Annotated in this window: 20 protein-coding genes and 1 pseudogene; 3 read left to right on the top strand and 18 right to left on the bottom strand. The window is 43.3% G+C overall.

The window, feature by feature from the left end:
• Positions 1-28: 28 nt before the first annotated feature.
• Positions 29-1,117 (top strand): annotated as a pseudogene (locus tag NOM01_RS13275) (MFS transporter); the annotation flags it as partial.
• On the opposite strand, the gene NOM01_RS13270 reads toward NOM01_RS13275, so the two are convergent.
• The 3 genes from NOM01_RS13270 to NOM01_RS13260 all read right to left on the bottom strand — a co-directional run bounded on the left by NOM01_RS13270 (position 1,114) and on the right by NOM01_RS13260 (position 3,137).
• Entirely contained in the window at positions 1,114-1,989 is an 876-nt protein-coding gene (locus NOM01_RS13270) for a VOC family protein (protein WP_255748984.1), read from the bottom strand. The pseudogene NOM01_RS13275 and the gene NOM01_RS13270 overlap by 4 nt on opposite strands.
• Before the next feature lie 37 nt (positions 1,990-2,026).
• The gene (locus NOM01_RS13265; RefSeq protein ID WP_255748983.1) at positions 2,027-2,413 is read right to left on the bottom strand and encodes an iron chaperone; all 387 of its coding nucleotides are present in this window, start codon (positions 2,411-2,413) and stop codon (positions 2,027-2,029) included.
• A gap of 217 nt (positions 2,414-2,630) precedes the next feature.
• The gene (locus NOM01_RS13260) at positions 2,631-3,137 is read right to left on the bottom strand and encodes a type 1 glutamine amidotransferase domain-containing protein (protein ID WP_255748982.1); all 507 of its coding nucleotides are present in this window, start codon (positions 3,135-3,137) and stop codon (positions 2,631-2,633) included.
• 134 nt (positions 3,138-3,271) lie between these two features.
• On the opposite strand from NOM01_RS13260, the gene NOM01_RS13255 reads away from it, so the two are divergent.
• Both NOM01_RS13255 and NOM01_RS13250 read left to right on the top strand, forming a co-directional pair.
• Positions 3,272-3,679, top strand: coding sequence for a winged helix-turn-helix transcriptional regulator (locus NOM01_RS13255; protein WP_255748981.1), 408 nt, complete (start codon positions 3,272-3,274; stop codon positions 3,677-3,679).
• A 156-nt stretch (positions 3,680-3,835) separates the two neighbouring features.
• Complete coding sequence (locus tag NOM01_RS13250; protein WP_255748980.1) at positions 3,836-4,855, top strand: HD-GYP domain-containing protein; 1,020 nt, start codon at positions 3,836-3,838, stop codon at positions 4,853-4,855.
• A 22-nt stretch (positions 4,856-4,877) separates the two neighbouring features.
• On the opposite strand, the gene NOM01_RS13245 is transcribed toward NOM01_RS13250, so the two are convergent.
• From NOM01_RS13245 to ilvB, 15 genes are all read right to left on the bottom strand, one after another.
• Positions 4,878-5,342, bottom strand: a complete 465-nt coding sequence (locus NOM01_RS13245) for a GNAT family N-acetyltransferase (protein ID WP_255748979.1) — start codon at positions 5,340-5,342, stop codon at positions 4,878-4,880.
• 209 nt (positions 5,343-5,551) lie between these two features.
• The gene (locus NOM01_RS13240) at positions 5,552-6,280 is read right to left on the bottom strand and encodes a DsbA family oxidoreductase (RefSeq protein WP_255748978.1); all 729 of its coding nucleotides are present in this window, start codon (positions 6,278-6,280) and stop codon (positions 5,552-5,554) included.
• A gap of 792 nt (positions 6,281-7,072) precedes the next feature.
• Positions 7,073-7,396 (bottom strand): type II toxin-antitoxin system RelE/ParE family toxin, encoded by a 324-nt coding sequence (locus tag NOM01_RS13235; RefSeq protein ID WP_255748977.1) that lies wholly within the window; start codon positions 7,394-7,396, stop codon positions 7,073-7,075.
• 1 nt (position 7,397) lies between these two features.
• Positions 7,398-7,643 (bottom strand): type II toxin-antitoxin system prevent-host-death family antitoxin, encoded by a 246-nt coding sequence (locus NOM01_RS13230; protein ID WP_255748976.1) that lies wholly within the window; start codon positions 7,641-7,643, stop codon positions 7,398-7,400.
• A 351-nt stretch (positions 7,644-7,994) separates the two neighbouring features.
• A complete protein-coding gene (gene celB, locus NOM01_RS13225; protein ID WP_255748975.1) occupies positions 7,995-9,350 on the bottom strand; it encodes a PTS cellobiose transporter subunit IIC in 1,356 nt (451 codons plus the stop codon).
• 14 nt (positions 9,351-9,364) lie between these two features.
• Positions 9,365-9,865 (bottom strand): hypothetical protein, encoded by a 501-nt coding sequence (locus tag NOM01_RS13220; RefSeq protein ID WP_255748973.1) that lies wholly within the window; start codon positions 9,863-9,865, stop codon positions 9,365-9,367.
• A 29-nt stretch (positions 9,866-9,894) separates the two neighbouring features.
• A complete protein-coding gene (locus NOM01_RS13215; protein ID WP_255748972.1) occupies positions 9,895-10,203 on the bottom strand; it encodes a PTS cellobiose transporter subunit IIA in 309 nt (102 codons plus the stop codon).
• A gap of 16 nt (positions 10,204-10,219) precedes the next feature.
• Positions 10,220-12,220 (bottom strand): BglG family transcription antiterminator, encoded by a 2,001-nt coding sequence (locus NOM01_RS13210; RefSeq protein WP_255748971.1) that lies wholly within the window; start codon positions 12,218-12,220, stop codon positions 10,220-10,222.
• 62 nt (positions 12,221-12,282) lie between these two features.
• On the bottom strand, positions 12,283-12,597 hold the full coding sequence (locus NOM01_RS13205; protein ID WP_255748970.1) for a PTS cellobiose transporter subunit IIB: 315 nt from the start codon (positions 12,595-12,597) through the stop codon (positions 12,283-12,285).
• 19 nt (positions 12,598-12,616) lie between these two features.
• Entirely contained in the window at positions 12,617-14,053 is a 1,437-nt protein-coding gene (locus NOM01_RS13200; protein WP_255748969.1) for a 6-phospho-beta-glucosidase, read from the bottom strand.
• A 465-nt stretch (positions 14,054-14,518) separates the two neighbouring features.
• On the bottom strand, positions 14,519-15,319 hold the full coding sequence (locus tag NOM01_RS13195) for an ABC transporter ATP-binding protein (protein WP_255748968.1): 801 nt from the start codon (positions 15,317-15,319) through the stop codon (positions 14,519-14,521).
• Positions 15,320-15,334: 15 nt separating this feature from the next.
• The gene (locus NOM01_RS13190) at positions 15,335-16,339 is read right to left on the bottom strand and encodes a threonine ammonia-lyase (protein ID WP_255748967.1); all 1,005 of its coding nucleotides are present in this window, start codon (positions 16,337-16,339) and stop codon (positions 15,335-15,337) included.
• 36 nt (positions 16,340-16,375) lie between these two features.
• Entirely contained in the window at positions 16,376-17,410 is a 1,035-nt protein-coding gene (ilvC, locus tag NOM01_RS13185; protein ID WP_255748966.1) for a ketol-acid reductoisomerase, read from the bottom strand.
• Positions 17,411-17,464: 54 nt separating this feature from the next.
• Positions 17,465-17,722: an ACT domain-containing protein gene (locus NOM01_RS13180; protein WP_255748965.1), complete on the bottom strand. Its 258-nt coding sequence runs from the start codon at positions 17,720-17,722 to the stop codon at positions 17,465-17,467.
• Positions 17,723-17,726: 4 nt separating this feature from the next.
• The gene (ilvB, locus tag NOM01_RS13175) at positions 17,727-19,433 is read right to left on the bottom strand and encodes a biosynthetic-type acetolactate synthase large subunit (protein WP_255748964.1); all 1,707 of its coding nucleotides are present in this window, start codon (positions 19,431-19,433) and stop codon (positions 17,727-17,729) included.
• Positions 19,434-19,894 lie beyond the last annotated feature (461 nt).

Here is a 19,894-nt window from a genome sequence, read left to right as displayed (position 1 = left end):
TGTAGGCTTTTTCTAAAAGCAGCGCGGTCTAGCTATAGGATTAAACGGTGGAATCGGCGGAATTGGTATTGTTGCCGGCCCGGTGCTTGGAGGATTGTTGGTACATGGAGATAATTGGCGATGGATATTCTTGATAAATGTACCCTTTGGAATTGCGACCGTCCTCTTAACGCTTCTGTTTGTACATGAGAAACAGAACAATAAGGCATCAAAAAAAATAGATTGGAAGGGTCTCATCGTTCTATCCATCGGATTACTTTCTATCCTATTATCTTTTACTCAAGCCGAAAAAAGAGGGTTCCAGTCGGAAAGTGCCTTTTACCTAACAGCAGGCTTAGTCATCTTGTATTTCTTTATACGGCTTGAACGTCGAACACGTGAACCGTTGATTGACTTTGCACTATTTAAATCGATTCATTTTACTCTGCCTTGTATCAGTATGCTGCTCTTTTCGGCCTCATTATTTGGTTCTCAGCCCTATTGGAGCATGTTCTTCCAAAATTTCTGGGGCTTCTCACCTTTATACGGCGGCCTTGCCTTTTTACCTGCTACCTGCTTAATTGCAGCCCTCACACCGATTGCCGGGATTATCGGTCAGAAGAGCGGAGATAGACTGCGTTTTGTCGTCATGTTTGGCGCGCTAATGACCGGTATAAGTTTCATATATGCAGCCGGTATAAATACTGAAAGCTCATACTCAACCGTGCTTCTGCCATCCTTGTTGATTCGCGGAATTGGTATTCCCTTTCTTGTCTCTTCCACCTCATTAATGATGATGAATTCTGTTCCACCCGACAAATCCGGATTAGCCGCCGGAATACTGAACATGAGTAAGAATGTTGGCACTTCATTGGGAGTGGCTGTTCTAGGGCAACTCTTTACATCTGATACCGGTCATACGATTTCAGCTCTTTCCAGGGGATTCTCTGGAAGCACCTTATTAAAGGTAAAGGAATTGGCAACACAATTTATTGTTGTAAAAGATTCAGCCGCAGCACCTATCGCTCAAACGGCAATCATACGCGGCTTTAGTCATCTCGCATTATTCTGTGCTCTTGCATTAATTCCCGTTTTTATCAGCGCCTCAACGCTAAGAAAGAAAAGAAAAAGAAACTAATCTTGTTTCAAAGTGGCAATATCTATTTTTTTCATTTGAAGCATCGCCTGCATCACACGTTGTGCTTTTTCCGGATCAGGATCTTGCAACAGTTCACCTAAAATAGTCGGGATGATTTGCCAGGATACGCCGTATTTATCTTTGAGCCAGCCGCATTGCTCGATCACACCGCCCTCGGACAGCTTGTCCCACAAGGTGTCGACTTCTTCCTGAGTCTCGCAGTTCACAAACAATGAAATGGCTTCGTTGAAAGTAAATGCGTGATCCAATCCGCTGTCCATTGCCTTGAATTCCTGCCCGGCAAGGTGAAACAATGCGTGCAGGACGGTTCCCGCCATCTCCCCTGCGTCATACCCATAACGCTCGATTTGATCAATCGCCGAATGATCAAAAAGGGAGATATAGTCACTCATCGCTTGTTCCGCTTTTCCATGCTGCTTCCCGACGAACATCAGCGACGGGGTGATCATCTGATCGCGATGACCCAGATTCATCTGCCATGAGATACCGAATTGATCCTGAATCCAACCGAATTTCTTGCTGAACGGATAGCTGCCAAGCTCCATCAGAACGATTCCGCCTTCCGAGAGTTTCGCCCAATAGCTGTCCACTTCTTCGGGTGAATCACAATTTACGAAGAAGGAAATTGCAGGTGTGAAGGTAAAATGCGGACCGCCGTTCAAAGCGATAAAGGTCTGACCTTCAAGTTGGAACGTGACGCTCATGATTTTCCCATTTTGTGAGGAATCCGGAGCTGCATCACCATAGCGAGATGTGTTCATGATCGTTGACTGTTTAAAAAGTGACGTGTAAAAAATCGCTGCTTCTTCTGCCTGATGATCAAACCATAGATATGGCACAATTTTCTGCATCAAAATTCCTCCCGCAACTGTAATCGAAGCACATGCTTCATTTCTTCCTTTTTACTTTGCTTTCCGCCTTTTTCACGTTTTCGTCCATGCGAAACGCAACGATACGGTGAATCAATTCATAGGGAAGCGGCTGATCAATGGGAAACTGAATGGCTCCCTTTGAAGTTTTGAGGCCGGTGAGCTCACTTTGAAAAGCGGCAACTCCGCTCGGCGTCGGATAAAAGCCAATATGATTCGCGTATGCAGCAAAATGCACCAAATTTCCGTGCAGCACGAAGGTCGGCATTTGATAACTGATCTTCTCAGTTGCCTCCGGCGCTGTCTCACAGATCACTTTTCGTAACGTTTGAAGTGTTTCCTGTACCTCAGCAGGGAATTGCGCGATGTATTCATCAATGGTTTGGTAAGTCGATTTAGTTTCCATAGATTGCCCCCTCTAAAAACTATGTACTCTGCTCTTGTCATACCCTTTCGAAACGGATCATATGCATCAGTCGCCATTGAGTCATTCGCTGAGGCAACTGTTCTTTTCGTTTTGACGTCTTGTCCTTCACTATAACAAAAAAAACACCTTTAGATGTCAGCGGACACTCTAAAGGTATTAGCACTTATTTTATACAGATTGGTCCATAGAGAACGGATCAATCAAGCGCTTTGACAATCGCCTCATTAAATTCAGGCAGATCATCGGGAACACGACTTGTCACCAATGCATGATCAACGACAACCGGCTGGTTCTTAACTACTGCTCCTGCGTAATACAGATCAGGCTGAATCGATTCATAAGCAGTGAGCGTACGGCCCTTTACCAAACCGGTCTGGATAAAGAGTTGCGGACCATGGCAGATGGCAAAAAGCGGCTTGTCATAGCCCAAAAAATATTTTGTGAATGCCACGAAGCGAGGATCCACGCGTAATTGATCCGGTGAAAAACCGCCGGGAATAAACAAAGCATCGAAGTCTTCCGGTTTTACTTCGTCAATACTTTTATCAATATGAATCTTAGTCCCATGCTTGCCTGTCACTTCGCTGCCGGCTTCTTTTTCGATCACTGTAACTTCGTGACCTGCAGCTTCTAGTGCTTGCTTTGGTGACGTAAATTCAATGTCCTCAACATCATTGGTAACAATAATTGCAATCTTGCTCATCGAACGGTTCCTCCTTAGTTTCTTTTTAATGCCTACAAGATCATGATATACTAGGGCTGTATTTCCTTAAAGTACGCACTTTTTTGTTATTCGGTAACTTAACGGTAACTAAGAATCTGAAATGGGGCAGTAAAATGACTGATGAAGTACGCACAGATGTCCAGGAAAAATTGCTCTCCGGAGACTACAGCTGTGCGAAGGAACTGACACTATCCATGTTCAGCGGAAAATGGAAAATCGTCATTCTCTATCATTTAGGTAAAGACGGTATCTATCGTTTCGGTGAATTAAAAAAATTGTTGCCGAATGCTTCCAATAAAGTGTTGACACAGCAGCTGCGCGAATTGGAACAAGACGAGCTGATCACGCGCACCGTATACCCTGAAGTTCCGGTACGTGTTGACTATCAAATTACAGAGCTTGGACTTAGCCTGATTCCGATCATTGATTTGATGTACGAGTGGGGAACGCAGCGATTAAAACAGCTCACACACGTACCACCGCACAATATTAATGAAGATGCCATTAAAAATAATGAGTGAATCCAACATTTCTCGTGTCGCTTGACATGAGAGATGCTTTTTTTATGTGATTTTTTTTGCCAATTTTTGTTCTATTAGCAAAAAATTTGTTATATTATGAATAGCAAACAAATTGAATGTTCGCGCGCTAAAAATACATCAAAGGGAAGACTAACCATGGACACGAACCTAAAAACAGCTGATCATGATGCTGCCTGCATTCCTCCTCTTATTCTGATCAGCTGCTATTTCTTGTCTTGCTTCATTACGCTCATTGTGTATCTTACAGATGGGACGTCGAACGTCTATTCCAATTTTATGTACTTGCCCATTGCCATTGTTTCCGCATCACAGGGCAAGAAGCCAGGCATGATTCATGCTGCTGTCAGCGCGCTGCTCATCGGCCCCTTTATGCCCTTAGATGTCTCCCTGCATCAAAGCCAGCCACTCGAAAACTGGATGATCCGCCTTACCTTATATGTGATTATTGCATTTGTTATCGGCTTCTTTGCGGATTATTATAAACAAGAATTTGATCGAAACCTCAGACACGAAAAAGAACTCTATGAATCTCAAATTGCTACGATCTACTCATTGGTGCGCTTATTAGAATCAAGAGATGTGACATCCGGTTTTCATGTTGAACGCGTTTCCACACTGTGCAAGCTGCTCGCTGAATATCTGCAGCGTTTGCCTAAATACAAAACCATAATTAATGATGTATTCATTGATAACCTGTATAAATCAAGTCCCTTGCATGATATCGGAAAAGTCGGCATACCGGATAAAATTCTGCTTAAGCCAGGTAAGCTTACTGTAGAGGAATTTGAGGTGATGAAGACACATACAACGATTGGCGCAAATACACTCACACAAGTGCAAGATAAGTATTCGGGAAATAAATTTCTCGAGCTCGGTATTGAGCTCACACGTTGGCACCATGAAAGATGGGATGGAACCGGATATCCCGACGGACTGAAAGGTGAAAAGATCCCGCTTTCCGCACGAATCGTTGCCATAGCTGATGTCTATGAGGCACTGCGATCCAAGCGCGTCTATAAATCGGCTTATTCCCATGAAAAAGCTACTCAGATTATTAAGGAATACCGCAGTTCACATTTCGATCCGAAGCTGGTTGACGTATTTCTTGAGCATGCGGATGCGTTTGAAGCTGCCTTTGATCAATTTAGCAGCTAATTGTCTCAGAAAAACCATGTCATCAATTCCTTGGCGGTGATGCAACCCATTCATACAAAAGGTCATCCAATCCCTCCTCATTTTCATGACCCCGCGCAATAACCACAAAACCATTCCGTTCATAAAAACGCTGCGCCTTATGATTGACCTCGAATGTGTAGAGCCGAAGCCTCCCGCCGGATTCTTTTTTCGCTAAGCCTACCAAAGTCCGTCCAATCCCGCGATTTTGGCAGGCTGAGTGTACGTACAATTGATTAATTTCTTGCCGATTAAAGGCAAGCAGCCCGACAACACGATCTGATTGGCTCTCAATGGCAAGCTTAATGTCATTGTCTTTATTCAACATGTGATTGAGAAAAAAGATGTGATTTTCAAACGAATGGCCTTCTTTCTGACCAATCGCCTGCTCCTTGCTTTTCCGCCACATCGCCACAGTTTTCTTGGCGTAGCGCGGATCATAGTCGATGATTTTGATGGTTGGGTTCATGTTATGCCCCTTATTCGTTTCTTACAGCGATCTTCTTAGCCTTTGATTGACTGTTCGAGATTAAAAACATCGGATATTATAATCTCTTTGAGCAAATTCTGTTTTCTGCAATCTATATCAAATTACAGTAAGGAACTATCTTCTTATTCAGACGGTCACAAAAATTTCCCAGCACCATATCCACAAACATGGGTTTCGACCGTATTCTTTTATTTTTTCTGTGGAACGATACAATGGCCATCAGCACAAGATACATCATCGCCGCTGTCTGATGAAAGAATCTGTAATTTCGATGCGGGATTTTCTTCTTCCCACACTTGCTGAAGCGCAGCGGTGAAGGTATCTGTCGGCTGTGCGCCTGAAATCGCGTATTTGCGATTAATAATAAAGAAAGGCACGCCACTGATCCCGAACTGTCTGGCAGCATCTTCATCCGAACGCACATCATCTGCATAGAGATTCTTGTCATGAAGAACCGTTAAAGCTTCATTTCTTTCTAAACCTGATGCTTCTGCAAGATCAGCCAGTGTTTCCAAGCTCCCCAAATTCTTAGATTCAGTAAAATGGGCGCGGAACAATTTTTCCGTGATTGTTGCTTCTTTTCCGTGAATCTTTGCCCACTTAATCAGACGATGAGCGTTAAACGTATTTGTTAGTTTCATCTCATCAAAGTTAAAAGTCAGCCCAACACTCGCCGCTTGCCTAGTGACACCTTGAACATTCTGCTTCGCCTGCTCAATGCTGATTCCATAATTTGCTGCCAGTTTCTCATAAATACTTTTTTCGGTGCTTATTGGCGCATTGGGATCCAATTCAAAGCTTTTAAATTCAACCTCCACTTGTTCTTTATGAGGAAATTGGCTGAGCGCTTTTTCTAATCTGTGCTTTCCAATGTAGCAAAATGGGCAAGCGATATCTGACCAAACTTCAATTTTCATTATGAATACCTCCGTAATTACTTCCTGGTTCTAAGACCAAAATTGGCATCTATTCATTTTCATCCTGTGGTTCAACAGTGCCGCTTGAACCTTTATTTTTGTTTCGTTTCGTTGTTCCTGCGGTTCTGTACACGGAGTTTACCATACGAACAAAAAAAAGCACAAGCAACTTGCTTGTGCCGATCCAATCCTGAAAGCACAAAATCTCACTAGCATTTTCCCCTAGAAAAACAACGATTTTCAAAATCCATTGCCTATGTTCTGCAATTAAGATCAGATCCAATAATTTTCTACACTGCTGACTTTTAGATCGTATTAAATATATAGTAAGGCTTATAGAGTCTTTTTTTGTATAACCTAACCACATCGCTATGATGTTTTCCGTGATCTTTCCATTTCACAAGAACTTTTAAAGTGGTTTTATCTGAAGGTGGATCATCCAACTCTACAAAATTGACCCTGTTTGTTACATTAATTTTATCCTTTGAGTTAACCGTCACCTTGTTGTTTTCATAAAGAGTTGTTTGATTAACGGTGATCTTCTTTGAACTTTGCCAATATAGATAACCTGTGTACGTTTTTGTTGGCAAACTATAGTAATAACGTGCCGACCAATTCTTAGAACGTCCTTCCCATATAGGGTGCTGATAAAGATAAATTAAGTAAACTGCAACAAGGACAAGAACAATAATAGAGCATGAGAATACTATTTTTACCTTTGACTTGTTCGTTGTCTTCGCCCACTTTTAGATTCAATTAATTTCTTAATTATAGGTCAGCTATTCTGTTTTTTCAGCTATTATTATGCGAATCTCCAAATAATATTTTCATGTAATCGCGTCTACCATAAAGCACACGCAAGACATAGATATGATCACGCTCATGACGATAAAAAACAAAATAACTTCCGACTATTAAGAAACGACAATCAATTTGTATGCTCGCTTTTGAAGATAAAAGAGCTCCTGAATCAGGAAATTCAGAAAGTCTGTGGATGGATTTTGTGATTTTGGTAATCGTATTAATCGCTGCTTCTGAGTTTTCAAGCTCCGACTCAATATATTTCTTGATCTCTTTTAAATCGACTTGCGCCATGGGAGATATAGAAATGATCATGTTACAATCCCAATGACTTTTCTACTTCATTAAGCGTTAACCAGCCTTTATCACGTCCGGCTTTTTCGCCTTCAGCGAGCTGTGCCATCAACTTCATGGTTGCTTGCGTTTTCTCGTAATCGGCAAGATCAATGATCGCGTATCTCCCTCTTCCATTCTTAGTAAGAAAGACCGGCTCACCTTCAGCAACATCACGCAACACTTCATTGTAGTTTCTTAAATCCGAAACAGGTTTAATATTCGGCATTGGCTCACTCCTTTAATCGTTGTTCTTATTATACGTTAATTTGACGTAAAATAACACATCAAGAACAACAGCAAGATGACTTATCGGGGCATGTTTAATTCGATATTATCTTGAGCTTGCTTTCATGTTAATCCTAAAAAAATATAATTGCCCAAGACAAATGGGGCAGCTTCAAAAAAGCTAAAAAAGCTCTCCTGCTCGTCTCTTATGTGTCAAATGACAGAAGAGGAGCAGAAAAGCTAAGATTTATTATTGGAGTTTAAAAGAATGAAAAACAGAATTAAAATCTTGATTCCATAGCCGCGTCTTCATTCAGCGCAACGGAGAGCCGTCCGCCTCGCTGCTGCACTGTCAAATGCTCGTATCCATTTCAGCAGTCTTTTTTTGTTCATCTTTTACTAGTTTTGCATCATAGTATTTGATGAATGGGAAGTAGATTAAAAACGCCGCTGTCGCACAGATTATTGCTAGTATAATGGCCTTCCAATCCCCGGCCGTTCCGATAAAAGCACCAAGTCCTATTGGTGTCGGCCATGGTACTTGGGCGATAATCGGAAGAACGATTTTTAATTTGATGGCAAAATAAGCAATTGATGCGGAAGTGATGGGTGCTAAGAAAAATGGAATCGCCAAATATGGGTTATATACAATCGGCAGACCAAAGATAATCGGTTCATTAATGTTGAACAAACCCGGCACGATCGATGCACGGCCTAAAACCTTCAGCTGTTCTGATTTGGCAATAAAAGTAATAAATAGGATCAACCCCAACGTTGCTCCTGAACCACCCATAAAAACAAATGAGTTTTGAAATTCTCCGGCAAATGGTATGTTTGCGCCATGTATGTTTGCTTGCATGTTTGCTAAAACAATCGGAGTTGCAAAGGCAGAAACAATGTTGGCACCATGAATTCCTACAATCCATAGCGCACTGATGATGAAATAAATCACGCAGATACCTAACCAACTATTCGTTAAATAAGTGACAAACGCAAATGGAATCGCTACCATTTTAAAAATATCTGTTCCAAGAAGAACCAATGTCCCATTAATGATTAAAACAACAAAAGCGATAGCGAATGCCGGGATCAATGCGGTAAATGCGCGCGATACACCTGGTGGCACAGTATCCGGCATCTTGATGATCCAGTTACGTCTTACACACAAGCAATAAAGTTTAACGGCAATCACAGCCATAATGATGGCAGTAAAGATTCCTGATGTTCCTAGTCGTTGAATCGTATCACCGATACGAAGACCACTGATGACTTTGTCAGTATCCGTGATGGAATTTACTAAGGCCATTTTTCCATTGTTGAACAAAAGTTCCGGAACACATAGGAAGAAGGCAAACAGAGAGAGTAACGCACCATTTAGTGGGTTGACATTGAGTTTCGATTCGGTTTCTTCGATTCTGGTTAATTCGTAACCAATAACCAAACCGAAGTAAAGCGCTAAGATTCCCATCGTACTTGCATTTGCTAACATGTAGAGATCACTGAAACGATAAAACGTATTATTAAAGAATCCGTTTAAAAATGGAAAGGTTAACGGCAAAACGTTGAGTACCAAAAACATAGAACCGACGATCGTAAATGGGATGCTTGCCACTCCGGCAGCCATTACGGCTCTGACGATTTTCAACTGAGAAATCTTGGCCATAGGTTTCATTAAATATTTTTCCAGAACTGCAAATCCATTATTCATGTTGTCGCTCCCTTTCAAATGTGTAGTGTCTTTTCGTATTGTTTAATTCTTTCAAAATGTCGATCTTGATCGCAGCGGATCAAGCGCAATCTTCTCGATATGACCAAGCAGAGTAAGCTGCCAATGAATAAAATGGCAGAAAGTAACTGTCCTGCTTTTTGCGTATTTGCCATAAATGGAAACAGCTCAGAAGACTGTGATGACAAGACCAAAGGAAACAGTACTAGATTGATGAGCAGTTGGAGCCAATAATACAATCTGGTCATTGGTGTATTGTTCGTATGGGTACTATACAGTTTCACTTGTTCAGCTGCCACGACGACTAGGAATACCAGTAAACTAAGCGGAATAAAAGTAAATTTAGAATGAGCCAGCAGTAAAAACAAAAACCAGTATAGATTTACAAAGAAAAAACCGGCAGTTAGATAACGGACTAGTAAATAGCGATTATAATACATATTTTTTAAGCTTACCTTGGCCCGAGTGCGATCCAAATTTCTTTTAGTATCTGCCATTTTGGGTCCTCCTTTCTTTGAAAAAGTTATCATTTGTTTTGATACAAATGTTCCATTTCAATAGCGACCTCCCTTAAAGTCATGGTCGTCATCAAATGATCCTGCGCATGGATCATGATGATCTCCATATCAATCTTTTTGCCCTTCGCATAGTCTTGTAATAATTGTGTTTGAGAGTGGTGGGCTTTCAGTAACTCTTGATTAGCCTCAACTAGTTTTGTGTCCGCCTTTTCAAAATCACCTGCTCGCATAAATTTAAACGCCTCATGAACCATCGTCCGAGCAGAACCGCTGTGAAGAATAATATCAAATGCAATGACTTGTACATTTTCATCCATGTTGAACCCTCATTTCTTACATTAACTTAATAAAACGTTCTCGGAATTGCTCAAAGTTATTTTCACTCAGAATCTCTTTTTGACTTTCCGGTAAATCGATCAGACGTACAATCGTTTTCGTGATTGCGGTAATCGCCTCATTTTTCAGATAAGAAGGTGACAGCAAAAATATCAGTTTGATTTCTGGAAAATCTGGATCCCAATATAATCCATCGGGAACGATCCCCACAGCAATCTTCGTTTGCAGGCCCATAGGTGACGCCGGATGGGGAACGGCGATCGTGTCACTGAAAACGACGGAGCTCATCCGTTGTCTTCGTCTCATTTCTTCCTTCATTTGTTCTACATAGTTTTCCGATTCGTCTTCACTTAATCGTTGGAGCAAAGCATCAATGACTTCTGTTTTCGTTCTTTTTCCTTTAAAGATTTCAAACCATTTTTTATTTAGTTGCCGATCAAAGAGTTGCTCCTTTTGTTCGAGTGAGCTTGCTGTTTTTGTTGATGGCATCGGCTTAGAACTTTTTTTCGTGTAATACCCGTCAAGATACGTTCTAATTTGAGACATATCCTGCTCATTCAAAAAAACACTGACATGCAGGACAGGAACTCCAAATACCACAGTAGAGAGATCGATGGAAGAAATGATCAGATCAATAGTGGCTAAACTTTGATTCGTGATTTCATAGTACCCTTGAACATCCGCTATATTTAGATGTTTTCCAAATTCTTTGATCACACGATTTCTTAATAGCTGCGCACTTCCGTAACCGGTCGCGCAAATGACTAATACCTGTAACTTATGACGGTCTTTATATTTCTCGATGGCTGCCATCAAGTGAAGTGCCAAATAGGCCCATTCGTGATCGCCAACAGTGTATCCTACCATTGTCGGCATTTTTTCCAGATAGCTTTTGGTTAATTGAAAAGCATCGGCATGTTCTCTCATAATTTCATTAACCAAAGGATTTTCTAGATGAATGTCTTCCTTCAGACGAACGAGCAAAGGCTTCAAATGGTCCAAAAGCCCATTTCTAAGCGAATAATCTTCAGCGACCGGATAACCTGTATCTTCTTCCATTTCTTTTAAAACGGTTTGTAATTCACCCTCCAACAGATGATGGATCTGCTGATGACCTGTCTGCCGATGATTGGATTTAGCCATCAAATGGAGCGCCAAATAAGAAATTTCTTCTGGTGGAATTTCGATACCAACGGTCAGCTCGATACGTTGAATGATTTTTTTCGCAACTGAGTATTCGATACCGCCGACCAGTCCATGCTCCACGCCTAGATTGCTAACCTTGAATCCTTTTTTAATTCGCTTAATACTCAACGCTAAATGCAATACTAAGTTTTGAATGATAAAATCGGATAATTTGATTTTTGCTTCACGACATTCATCGATCACAATGATTGTGATCTCTTCAAGACGAACATCTGTAAAATAGTGACTGCTTCCCATATATTTTTGAAAAGAATTGATAAAGGTATTACCAAAAAAGTAGTTCATGATGAAGTGACGTCTGTCCCGTTCGCTGCCTTCGATCCGAATCCCTTTGTTGGCATAACTTTCGACCGTCAATCCATAGGGCTTCAAAAGATGTTTGATCTCGGAAAGGTCCTTTGTTAATGTGGAACGACTCACATATAGACGATCGGCTAAAAAATCCAACAAAAGAGTCTCATCTTCGAATAGTAGTTTATTCAAAATATAATTCTTGCGATCAGACATTTCTTCTGCTGTTGCATCATTTTCCTTAGTATAGATTTTCGTGTCTTCACAATGAGTCAAAAACAAATCAAAGGTCAGTTGCTGAGTAATCATCAATTGAAAACCGTAGCCTCGCTTTGAAATGATCTCGCCACCATTTTCGTGAATGGTTTTCTTCATGATTTGGATATAGGAACGTATGGTGCGATCAGTTAAGGACAAGGCTGCAGCAAGTTCATGACTGGTCACAAAGCGATCCTTATGCTCTATAAGAAAATGAAGCAATTCCCGTTCTTTTTGTTTCATCCTCATCCCGCTTTTCGTGCAAGCATATTGCAAAAATTTAAAGAGTCATTTGACATTCCTTTTTACAAATTATCGGTGATTAAATCCGCCATTTTTTCGATTCCTGAAGGTATTGGAATATAGGCCTGAAATGGAATGCCTACTACCGGTTTCCCGACTTCAACACCGATTGCTTTGAACTGATCGAGATACATCTTGGTTTGTGGACTGATTAAGAAAAGATCAAAATCACTGCTGCGAATCAATTGTTCACCTTCAGTTGCAGGCACTGCTTCCACTTCAATGTCGTGTCCCTTTTGTTTGAATAAATCTGTTGTTTTACTTGCCATCATAGAAGATGACATACCAGCTGCACAAATGATCAATACTTTTTTCATCTTTAGCCCTCCAATATATTTAGTTTAAGCTTTCGCCATTTGAAGCGATCACTTGTTTGAACCATTCAAAGGAGTCTTTTTTGCTGCGTTCCAGTGTTCCTTCGCCCGCATTGTTTTTATCGACATAGATAAAACCATAGCGTTTGTCCATTTCACCTGTACCTGCCGATACAAGATCGATGCATCCCCAAGGCGTATAGCCGATCAGATCCACACCGTCTTCGACCACTGCTTTTTTCATTTGTTCAATGTGTGTTCGTAAATAATTTATACGGTTTTGATCATGGATCGAGCCGTCAGTCTCGACTTTGTCATAGGCACCAAACCCATTTTCAACGATAAACAACGGCAAATGATACATATCCGTCAGCCAGTTCAATGAATAGCGCAGACCCTCAGGATCAATCTGCCAGCCCCAGTCAGAAACGTTGACATATTCATTTTTCACTAAATCACGACTTTCATCATAAGCGTACTTATCGTTGGCTTCTTTGTGTTGGATCGCAAGCGACATATAGTAACTAAATCCGATATAGTCGACACAACCTTGTTTCAAATCTTCTTCGTCTTCTTGGGTGAAACTGATTTTGAAGCCCTTTCTCTCCCAATCATTCAAAATATGTTTTGGATAAACGCCATGAACATGAACATCCGCAAAGTAATAACGTTTTTCCATAGCCTTTAGAGCCATCAATGCATCACTGGGTTTACAGGTTTTTGGATAGATGGGTGCCATCGCAATCATGCAACCGATCTGGAAATTCGGATTAATCGCATGACCGATTTTGACGACTCGGGCGCTAGCTACTAATTCATTGTGAGCTGCTTGGTACATGATTTCTTCCCGATTATCCCCTTCGCGATAAAAAATCCCTGAATTGGTAAAGGGAGCAAAATCCGCTTCAAAATTGGCTTGATTATTAATTTCATTGAAGGTCATCCAGTAGTTCACTTTGTTTTTATATCGTTTGAAGCAAACGGTTGCAAAGCGCTCATAAAATTTGATCAATTTTCGATTTCGAAATCCGCCATACGCTGTTACCAGGTGATAGGGCAATTCGAAATGAGAAAGTGTTACCACCGGCTCAATGCCATACTTCAAACATTCATCGAATAAATCATCATAAAATTTCAATCCTTCTTCATTTGGTTCAAGCTCATCGCCGTTTGGAAAGATTCGTGTCCAGGCAATTGATGTTCGAAAACACTTAAATCCCATTTCGGCCAGCAATGCTATATCTTCCCTATAGCGATGATAAAAGTCGATTGCTTCATGATTGGGGTAATTCTTTCCTTGAACGATACCTTCTGTGATTTCACGCGGATAATCTTTTGATCCAATCGTCATCACGTCTGCAACACTGATTCCTTTGCCGCCTTCTTGCCAGGCGCCTTCCAATTGATGAGCCGCTACTGCACCCCCCCACAAAAAGTCCGGGCGTAAACTATGTGTCATGTTTTTTCCTCCCTTTATTGTTATAGCAAGCGATTGATCCGGTTGAACTCCACCGGATCAGAACACTTGGAATAGCACTCGTTTCAACTTCTTCAGTATAAAATTAAAGCGCTTACATAACCAGCGCTATTTTTTCCTTATCACTACGGAAATTTGTAATCCTTTGGTGTTTTCGCTGATGAATCGCATTACGGATTGAAAAAAGATGAAGGATTCGAAATCAAATAATCTTGTATTTGTCAGGCGAAAAAATTATCTATATATTCGGTTAAATGCAGCCTTGATCGTACTCATTCAATGTGAATACGTTGTTTTTAGTATTCTATCGCCTTATTGGAATTAGGAAAATGGGGCGGCTGCAAAAACGCAAAAAAGCTTTTCCACCTTCTCTTACATGTCAAATGACAGTAGAAGAGCAGAAAAGCAAAGTTCTATTATTGGAGTTTTAAAGAATGAAAAACAGAATTAAAATCTTGATTCCATAGCCGCGTCTTCATTCAGTTCAACGGAAAGACGTCCGCCTCGCCGCTGAACTGAAACACGGTGATCGTAGAAAGCGGTCATGATTTCAGGCGTCATGACCTCGCTCGCGTGTCCGGATTTGAATACAGTTCCGGCTTTGAGCAGAAGCGTATGGTCAAAACATGGCAGAAGTTCTTCGACATGGTGCGTCACGAAAATCATAGACGGTGTATCTGCCGATTTTGCCAGTTCGGCAATCATCGACAGCATCTGTTCTCTTGCGAACAGATCCAGCCCATTGCAAGGTTCATCCAGAATCAGCAGCTCGGGATCCGCCATTAACGCACGGGCGATCAGCACCCTTTGCTTTTCGCCTTGCGACAGAAGCCCGAACGCTCGGTTTTCAAATGATTCACAGCCGAGTTGGTTTAACAAGGCGTGTGCCTTTTCTCGTTCGGCGGGCGACGTTTGCTCGTATAAACCAATCGAGGCGAATTTGCCGCTGAGCACAATCGCTTCCGGACGTTCGCCCGATCTGAATTTCTCAGAGAGTGCAGAACTGACCCAGCCGATTTTCTTGCGCAATTCGCGCAGATCGCATGTCCCGAACGGCCGATTCAATACAGACAGTGTGCCGTTCGTCGGCCAGATATAACCATTAATCATTTTCAGCAAAGTCGTTTTCCCCGAGCCATTCAGCCCGACAAGCGACCAGTGTTCACCCGTGCGGACCTGCCAGTCCACGTTCTTGAGAACTGTATGATCCGAACGCACCCAGCTGATCTTTCGAGCATCAATGATCATAAATAGTCCCACCTTTCAGAGATTGCAGACATTCCGATTTTCAACCGAAACCATTTGTTTGAGCAGGGCTAGTTCTTCCAGATCAGCATTGCCGCCGCTGACAATTAAGCCGACGTGCTTTTCTTTCACAGGCACACGGTCGAAAAGCACTGCCGCAAGCGAAGCAGCCCCGGCACCTTCGACCAGCATCTTGCTTCGTTCAAGCATCAGAAGCATTGCCTGGGCAATTTCCGAATCTGTGACGGTTACCAAATCATCAAGATAATGTCTCAGGACAGGAACGGTACGTTCGCCTGGTTTATCAACGAGAATCCCTTCGGCTATGCCTGGCGATTGGCGATTTGCCTGTTTCTTAGCATGATGAAAAAGGTTATACGCCGCTGGTGCATGATCGGATTGAACGCCAATCACACGTATGCTTGGCTTAGCACTTTTTAAATAACAGACCGTTCCGGCTGCCAGTCCCCCGCCGCCTATCGGTACGAGAACGGTGTCAAGCTCCGAACATTGTGTGAACATTTCTGCGGCGACTGTCCCTTGGCCGGCGATCACTTGATTATCATCGAAAGCATGAACAAAAACAGAATGATTAGCTTGACATTCGGCAAGCGCCGCTTCATAGGCTTCCTGATAAGATGCGCCCACCAGCACAACCTCAGCACCATAAGCGGCAGTTGCTTGAATTTTCGCCTGCGGGGTACGCTCCGGCATAAAGATTTTTGCCAATGCACCTCGTTTGGATGCTGCATAAGCAATCCCTTGGGCATGGTTGCCCGCAGACGCGGTCACAATACCGCGGTCCAGTTCTTTTACTGGTAAATGAGCCATTTTATTAAACGCCCCACGAAGCTTAAATGATCCGGTCCGCTGCATATTTTCCAGTTTCAAATGCAGATGTGCTCCGCTGATTCGGTTCAAGGTTGCCGACTCAAGCATCGGTGTCCGATGAACAACAGGCGTCAGTATTTCACGGGCCTCTGCGATATCCGCTGCTGACACATAATCCCCAATGGTCTTCACCCCTTCATCTGTTGTGATTCGGATTGGTAGGACGGTTTATTGTGCAACATTTGCTGTGATATCTTCGCTGTCCTGCTTACCTTCTTTAACAAAAGGCATCAGTTTGCGCAATTCTCGTCCAACACGTTCAAGCTCCGAATTGTTTTCTTTCTGCTGAAGTGCGTTGAACATCGGACGGCCGACTTTGTTTTCAAGTACCCAGTCACGGGCAAATTTACCAGACTGAATATTTTCCAGAACTTTTTTCATACGGGCTTTTACACCGTCATCGATGACATAACGTCCGACGGTGAAGTCACCGAATTTAGAAGTATCGGAGCAGGAGTAGCGCATACCAGTAAGGCCGTTTTCATAGATCAGATCAGTGAGCATTTTCATTTCGTGACAAGTTTCAAAATAGGCATTTTCCGGCTGATAGCCCGCTTCAACGAGCGTCTCAAATGCAGCCTCAATCAAGTGTGTCAATCCGCCCATCAGTACCGCTTGTTCACCAAAAAGATCTGTCTCCGTCTCTTCTTTGAACGTGGTTTTCAGTACACCGGCACGAGCCGCGCCGAGAGCCTTGGCCCAAGCGAGTGCGAGTTCCTCTGCTTCACCGGACGGGTTCTGCTCAACAGCGTAGAAAGCCGGAACACCGCCTCCATTCAGATATTCACGACGGCAGAAGTGACCTGGACCTTTTGGAGCGACCATGAATACATCGACGTCTTTTGGAGGAAGGATCTGAGTGAAATGGATGTTGAAGCCATGTGAGAAAGCGAGTGCGTTTCCTGGTTCAAGCCCTTCTTGAACTTCACTGTAATAGACCTCCGGCTGACGTTCGTCAGGGAGCAGCATCATGACAATATCTGCCTCAGCAGCAGCCTCCTTGACACTTTTCACCGGAAAACCATCGCGCTGCGCCTTATCCCAAGACTTGCCCGGCCTCACGCCGATTGTTACAGAAAAGCCGCTGTCGCGCAGGTTCTGAGCCTGAGAATGTCCTTGTGAACCGTAACCAAGAACCGCTATGTTCTTTCCGCGCAATACATTTTCATTGATATCTTTGTCATAGTAAACGTTCGCTGTCATTTTCGTATCCCCTTATCTATTTTTAATTTATTGCCAATAGTGAAATATTTTTAACTAAGCGTGTTCAGCCGCGTATCCATTTTCACCAGATGAGGCAACTGAATACACATCAACCAACTTTTCTGCTTGCCTGACAAAACGATTCAACTGACGTTCGCAATCCGCAGCCAGTGTCATCGCCATCTGAAACCGATCCCCTTCTCGCTCAGCATGCAGATCAGCAACCGACAGATTTCCGCGTGCAAGCAGCATAGTTACCCGTGCAAGCACATCAGGACTCGCCGCGGTTTCAACCATTACCGTCCGTTTCATTGACTCACACCCCCGTCATTTCCATAAGGCCCTTGCCGGGAGGAACCATCGGCGCAACATTTTCCATTTGTTTGACAGTACAGTCGACAAGAAACGGTCCATCGGTTGCAAATACTGATTCGATCACCTCTGCTGCACAGGAAGGATCAGTCAGCTGCTGAGCAGCAATACCATAGCTTTCCGCAAGCCGGACGAAATCGGGCTGCATTTCGGGAATTGATTCGGCATAGCGTTCCCCGTAAAACGCTTCCTGCCATTGTCGAACCATGCCTAACGTATGATTGTTCAGAATAAAAATTTTTACTGGAAGCTTGCGCTCTGTAATGACCGCAAGTTCTTGAAGCGTCATCTGAAAGCCGCCATCGCCTATAATCGCCACAACCTTTTTCTGCGGACAAGCAATCTGAGCGCCAATGGCAGCCGGAAGACCGAAGCCCATGGTCCCCAGTCCGCCCGAGCTAACAAAGCGGTTTGGCTGTTCAAAATGATAATACTGAGCCGTCCACATTTGGTGCTGCCCGACATCGGTCGCTACAACAGCATCAGGTCCGGCAAAGCGGCAAATCTGTTCAATGACGTATTGCGGCAGCAATTCCCGGCTTGCCAGCACGTGATCGTAATGTATCGGATGCGCATCTGCATAGCCATACAGATGATTCAACCAGGCGCGGTGCCCCGGCATCGGCTCTTTTAAAGCACTCTGCAATTGATCAAGGACCGCCCCAGCATCACCAACTAAACCATAGTCGGTGTGCACCACTTTTCCAATTTCTGAAGCATCAATATCGACATGCGCCACTTCAGCATTCGGGGCAAATTTTTCAAGATTCCCGGTCAGTCGGTCATCAAAGCGTGAACCGATATTCAGCAGCAGATCGCATTCGGAAAGTGCCATATTAGCAGCAAACGTTCCATGCATTCCGCCCATTCCAAGAAACAGCGGGTGCGATGCGGGCATACTTCCGAGGCCTAGAAATGTCGTAACCACCGGCAAATGACATGTTTCAGCAAATACCCGCAATTTTCTCGCTGCATGAGCATGAAGCACACCTGCTCCGGAAAGCAGCACCGGCCGCTCAGCCTTCTTCAACGCTTGAACGAGTTGATTCACCACACGGGCATCTGCCTTGTTCGGCACACAATAGCCGGGAAGCTGAAAATCACGAACTAAATCCGGTGCATTTTCCAGCCGTCCCGCGCAAATGTCCTTCGGCAGATCAACCAAAACCGGTCCCGGACGCCCGCTTGTCGCCAAGAAAAATGCTTTGGCAACCACCTCAGGAAGCTCGTTCGCATTGCGGACGCGGAAATTATGCTTCGTTACCGATCCGGTAATTCCGATCACATCCGCCTCCTGAAACGCATCGGTATTAATCGCCTGCCTCGTCACCTGTCCGGTAAAAACAACGAGCGGCAGTGAATCGATCAGCGCATCCATCAATCCTGTAACAAGATTCGTCGCACCAGGACCGCTCGTTGCAAACACAACACCGGGCTTACCCGAAACGCGGGCATAGCCTTCGGCGGCATGCACCGCCCCCTGTTCATGCCGAGCAAGCACATGGCGCATGTGGTGACGATAAACCGCATCATAGAGCGGCAATACCGCACCTCCCGGATAACCAAAAAGCACTTCCGCTCCCGATTGTCTGATCAAACGGATCAGTAAATCTGCGCCTGTTTCTGTGCGTTGTTCCGTTCTTTCGGTCACTTAAGGTTCCTCCTCTCTTTTTCTGTATAAGCCTTTGTCTCTGAGGCACTTCATCCTTTTCTGTATTTTTCTGCCTCAAGCCCTCGAAATCCACCTCCGATTTTTCATATCTGCAAGCGGAAATTTTTGGGTTGGCACAAATGTTAATCACTTTAAAAAATTCAGTCAACCCCTCTTTTTGTATTTCCCTCACCGTTTTCCAAGCGCTCTTATGGAAGAAAATCACTCGAAAAATTTTTTTGAATAGCAAGCAAACCCGCTGCAATCAGCACAATCAGTAATTTGTGCAAATTTATTATTGACACGGATTTCCAGCAGTGCTATAGTTGCGGTACTAAAAAATTCGACAATTCAGGTAAGGAGCAATTTGCTATGAATCGCCCATTACAATGCATGGTTAAAGCCATTATTATTATTAGCTAGGGTTCCGGCATTCGTTGACAACTTAACGAATGTTTGGA

The organism is Sporolactobacillus sp. STSJ-5, from assembly GCF_024385605.1.
In the GTDB taxonomy this organism is placed as follows: domain Bacteria; phylum Bacillota; class Bacilli; order Bacillales; family Sporolactobacillaceae; genus Sporolactobacillus.
Note: the sequence above shows the minus strand (reverse complement) of the source record. Positions and strands in the feature narration are given on the sequence as shown.

Excerpts from the sequence above, each read along its gene's own strand:
- NOM01_RS13265 (WP_255748983.1), bottom strand. The coding sequence starts at position 2,413 with ATGGAAACTAAATCGACTTACCAAACCATTGATGAATACATCGCGCAA.
- NOM01_RS13260 (WP_255748982.1), bottom strand. The coding sequence starts at position 3,137 with ATGAGCAAGATTGCAATTATTGTTACCAATGATGTTGAGGACATTGAA.
- NOM01_RS13230 (WP_255748976.1), bottom strand. The coding sequence starts at position 7,643 with ATGCCGAATATTAAACCTGTTTCGGATTTAAGAAACTACAATGAAGTG.
- ilvC (WP_255748966.1), bottom strand. The coding sequence starts at position 17,410 with ATGACAGCGAACGTTTACTATGACAAAGATATCAATGAAAATGTATTG.
- celB (WP_255748975.1), bottom strand. The coding sequence starts at position 9,350 with ATGAATAATGGATTTGCAGTTCTGGAAAAATATTTAATGAAACCTATG.
- NOM01_RS13255 (WP_255748981.1), top strand. The coding sequence starts at position 3,272 with ATGACTGATGAAGTACGCACAGATGTCCAGGAAAAATTGCTCTCCGGA.
- NOM01_RS13215 (WP_255748972.1), bottom strand. The coding sequence starts at position 10,203 with ATGGATGAAAATGTACAAGTCATTGCATTTGATATTATTCTTCACAGC.
- NOM01_RS13220 (WP_255748973.1), bottom strand. The coding sequence starts at position 9,865 with ATGGCAGATACTAAAAGAAATTTGGATCGCACTCGGGCCAAGGTAAGC.
- NOM01_RS13205 (WP_255748970.1), bottom strand. The coding sequence starts at position 12,597 with ATGAAAAAAGTATTGATCATTTGTGCAGCTGGTATGTCATCTTCTATG.
- NOM01_RS13235 (WP_255748977.1), bottom strand. The coding sequence starts at position 7,396 with ATGATCATTTCTATATCTCCCATGGCGCAAGTCGATTTAAAAGAGATC.
- NOM01_RS13180 (WP_255748965.1), bottom strand. The coding sequence starts at position 17,722 with ATGAAACGGACGGTAATGGTTGAAACCGCGGCGAGTCCTGATGTGCTT.
- NOM01_RS13240 (WP_255748978.1), bottom strand. The coding sequence starts at position 6,280 with ATGAAAATTGAAGTTTGGTCAGATATCGCTTGCCCATTTTGCTACATT.
- NOM01_RS13245 (WP_255748979.1), bottom strand. The coding sequence starts at position 5,342 with ATGAACCCAACCATCAAAATCATCGACTATGATCCGCGCTACGCCAAG.
- NOM01_RS13250 (WP_255748980.1), top strand. The coding sequence starts at position 3,836 with ATGGACACGAACCTAAAAACAGCTGATCATGATGCTGCCTGCATTCCT.
- NOM01_RS13195 (WP_255748968.1), bottom strand. The coding sequence starts at position 15,319 with ATGATCATTGATGCTCGAAAGATCAGCTGGGTGCGTTCGGATCATACA.
- NOM01_RS13270 (WP_255748984.1), bottom strand. The coding sequence starts at position 1,989 with ATGCAGAAAATTGTGCCATATCTATGGTTTGATCATCAGGCAGAAGAA.
- NOM01_RS13210 (WP_255748971.1), bottom strand. The coding sequence starts at position 12,220 with ATGAAACAAAAAGAACGGGAATTGCTTCATTTTCTTATAGAGCATAAG.
- NOM01_RS13200 (WP_255748969.1), bottom strand. The coding sequence starts at position 14,053 with ATGACACATAGTTTACGCCCGGACTTTTTGTGGGGGGGTGCAGTAGCG.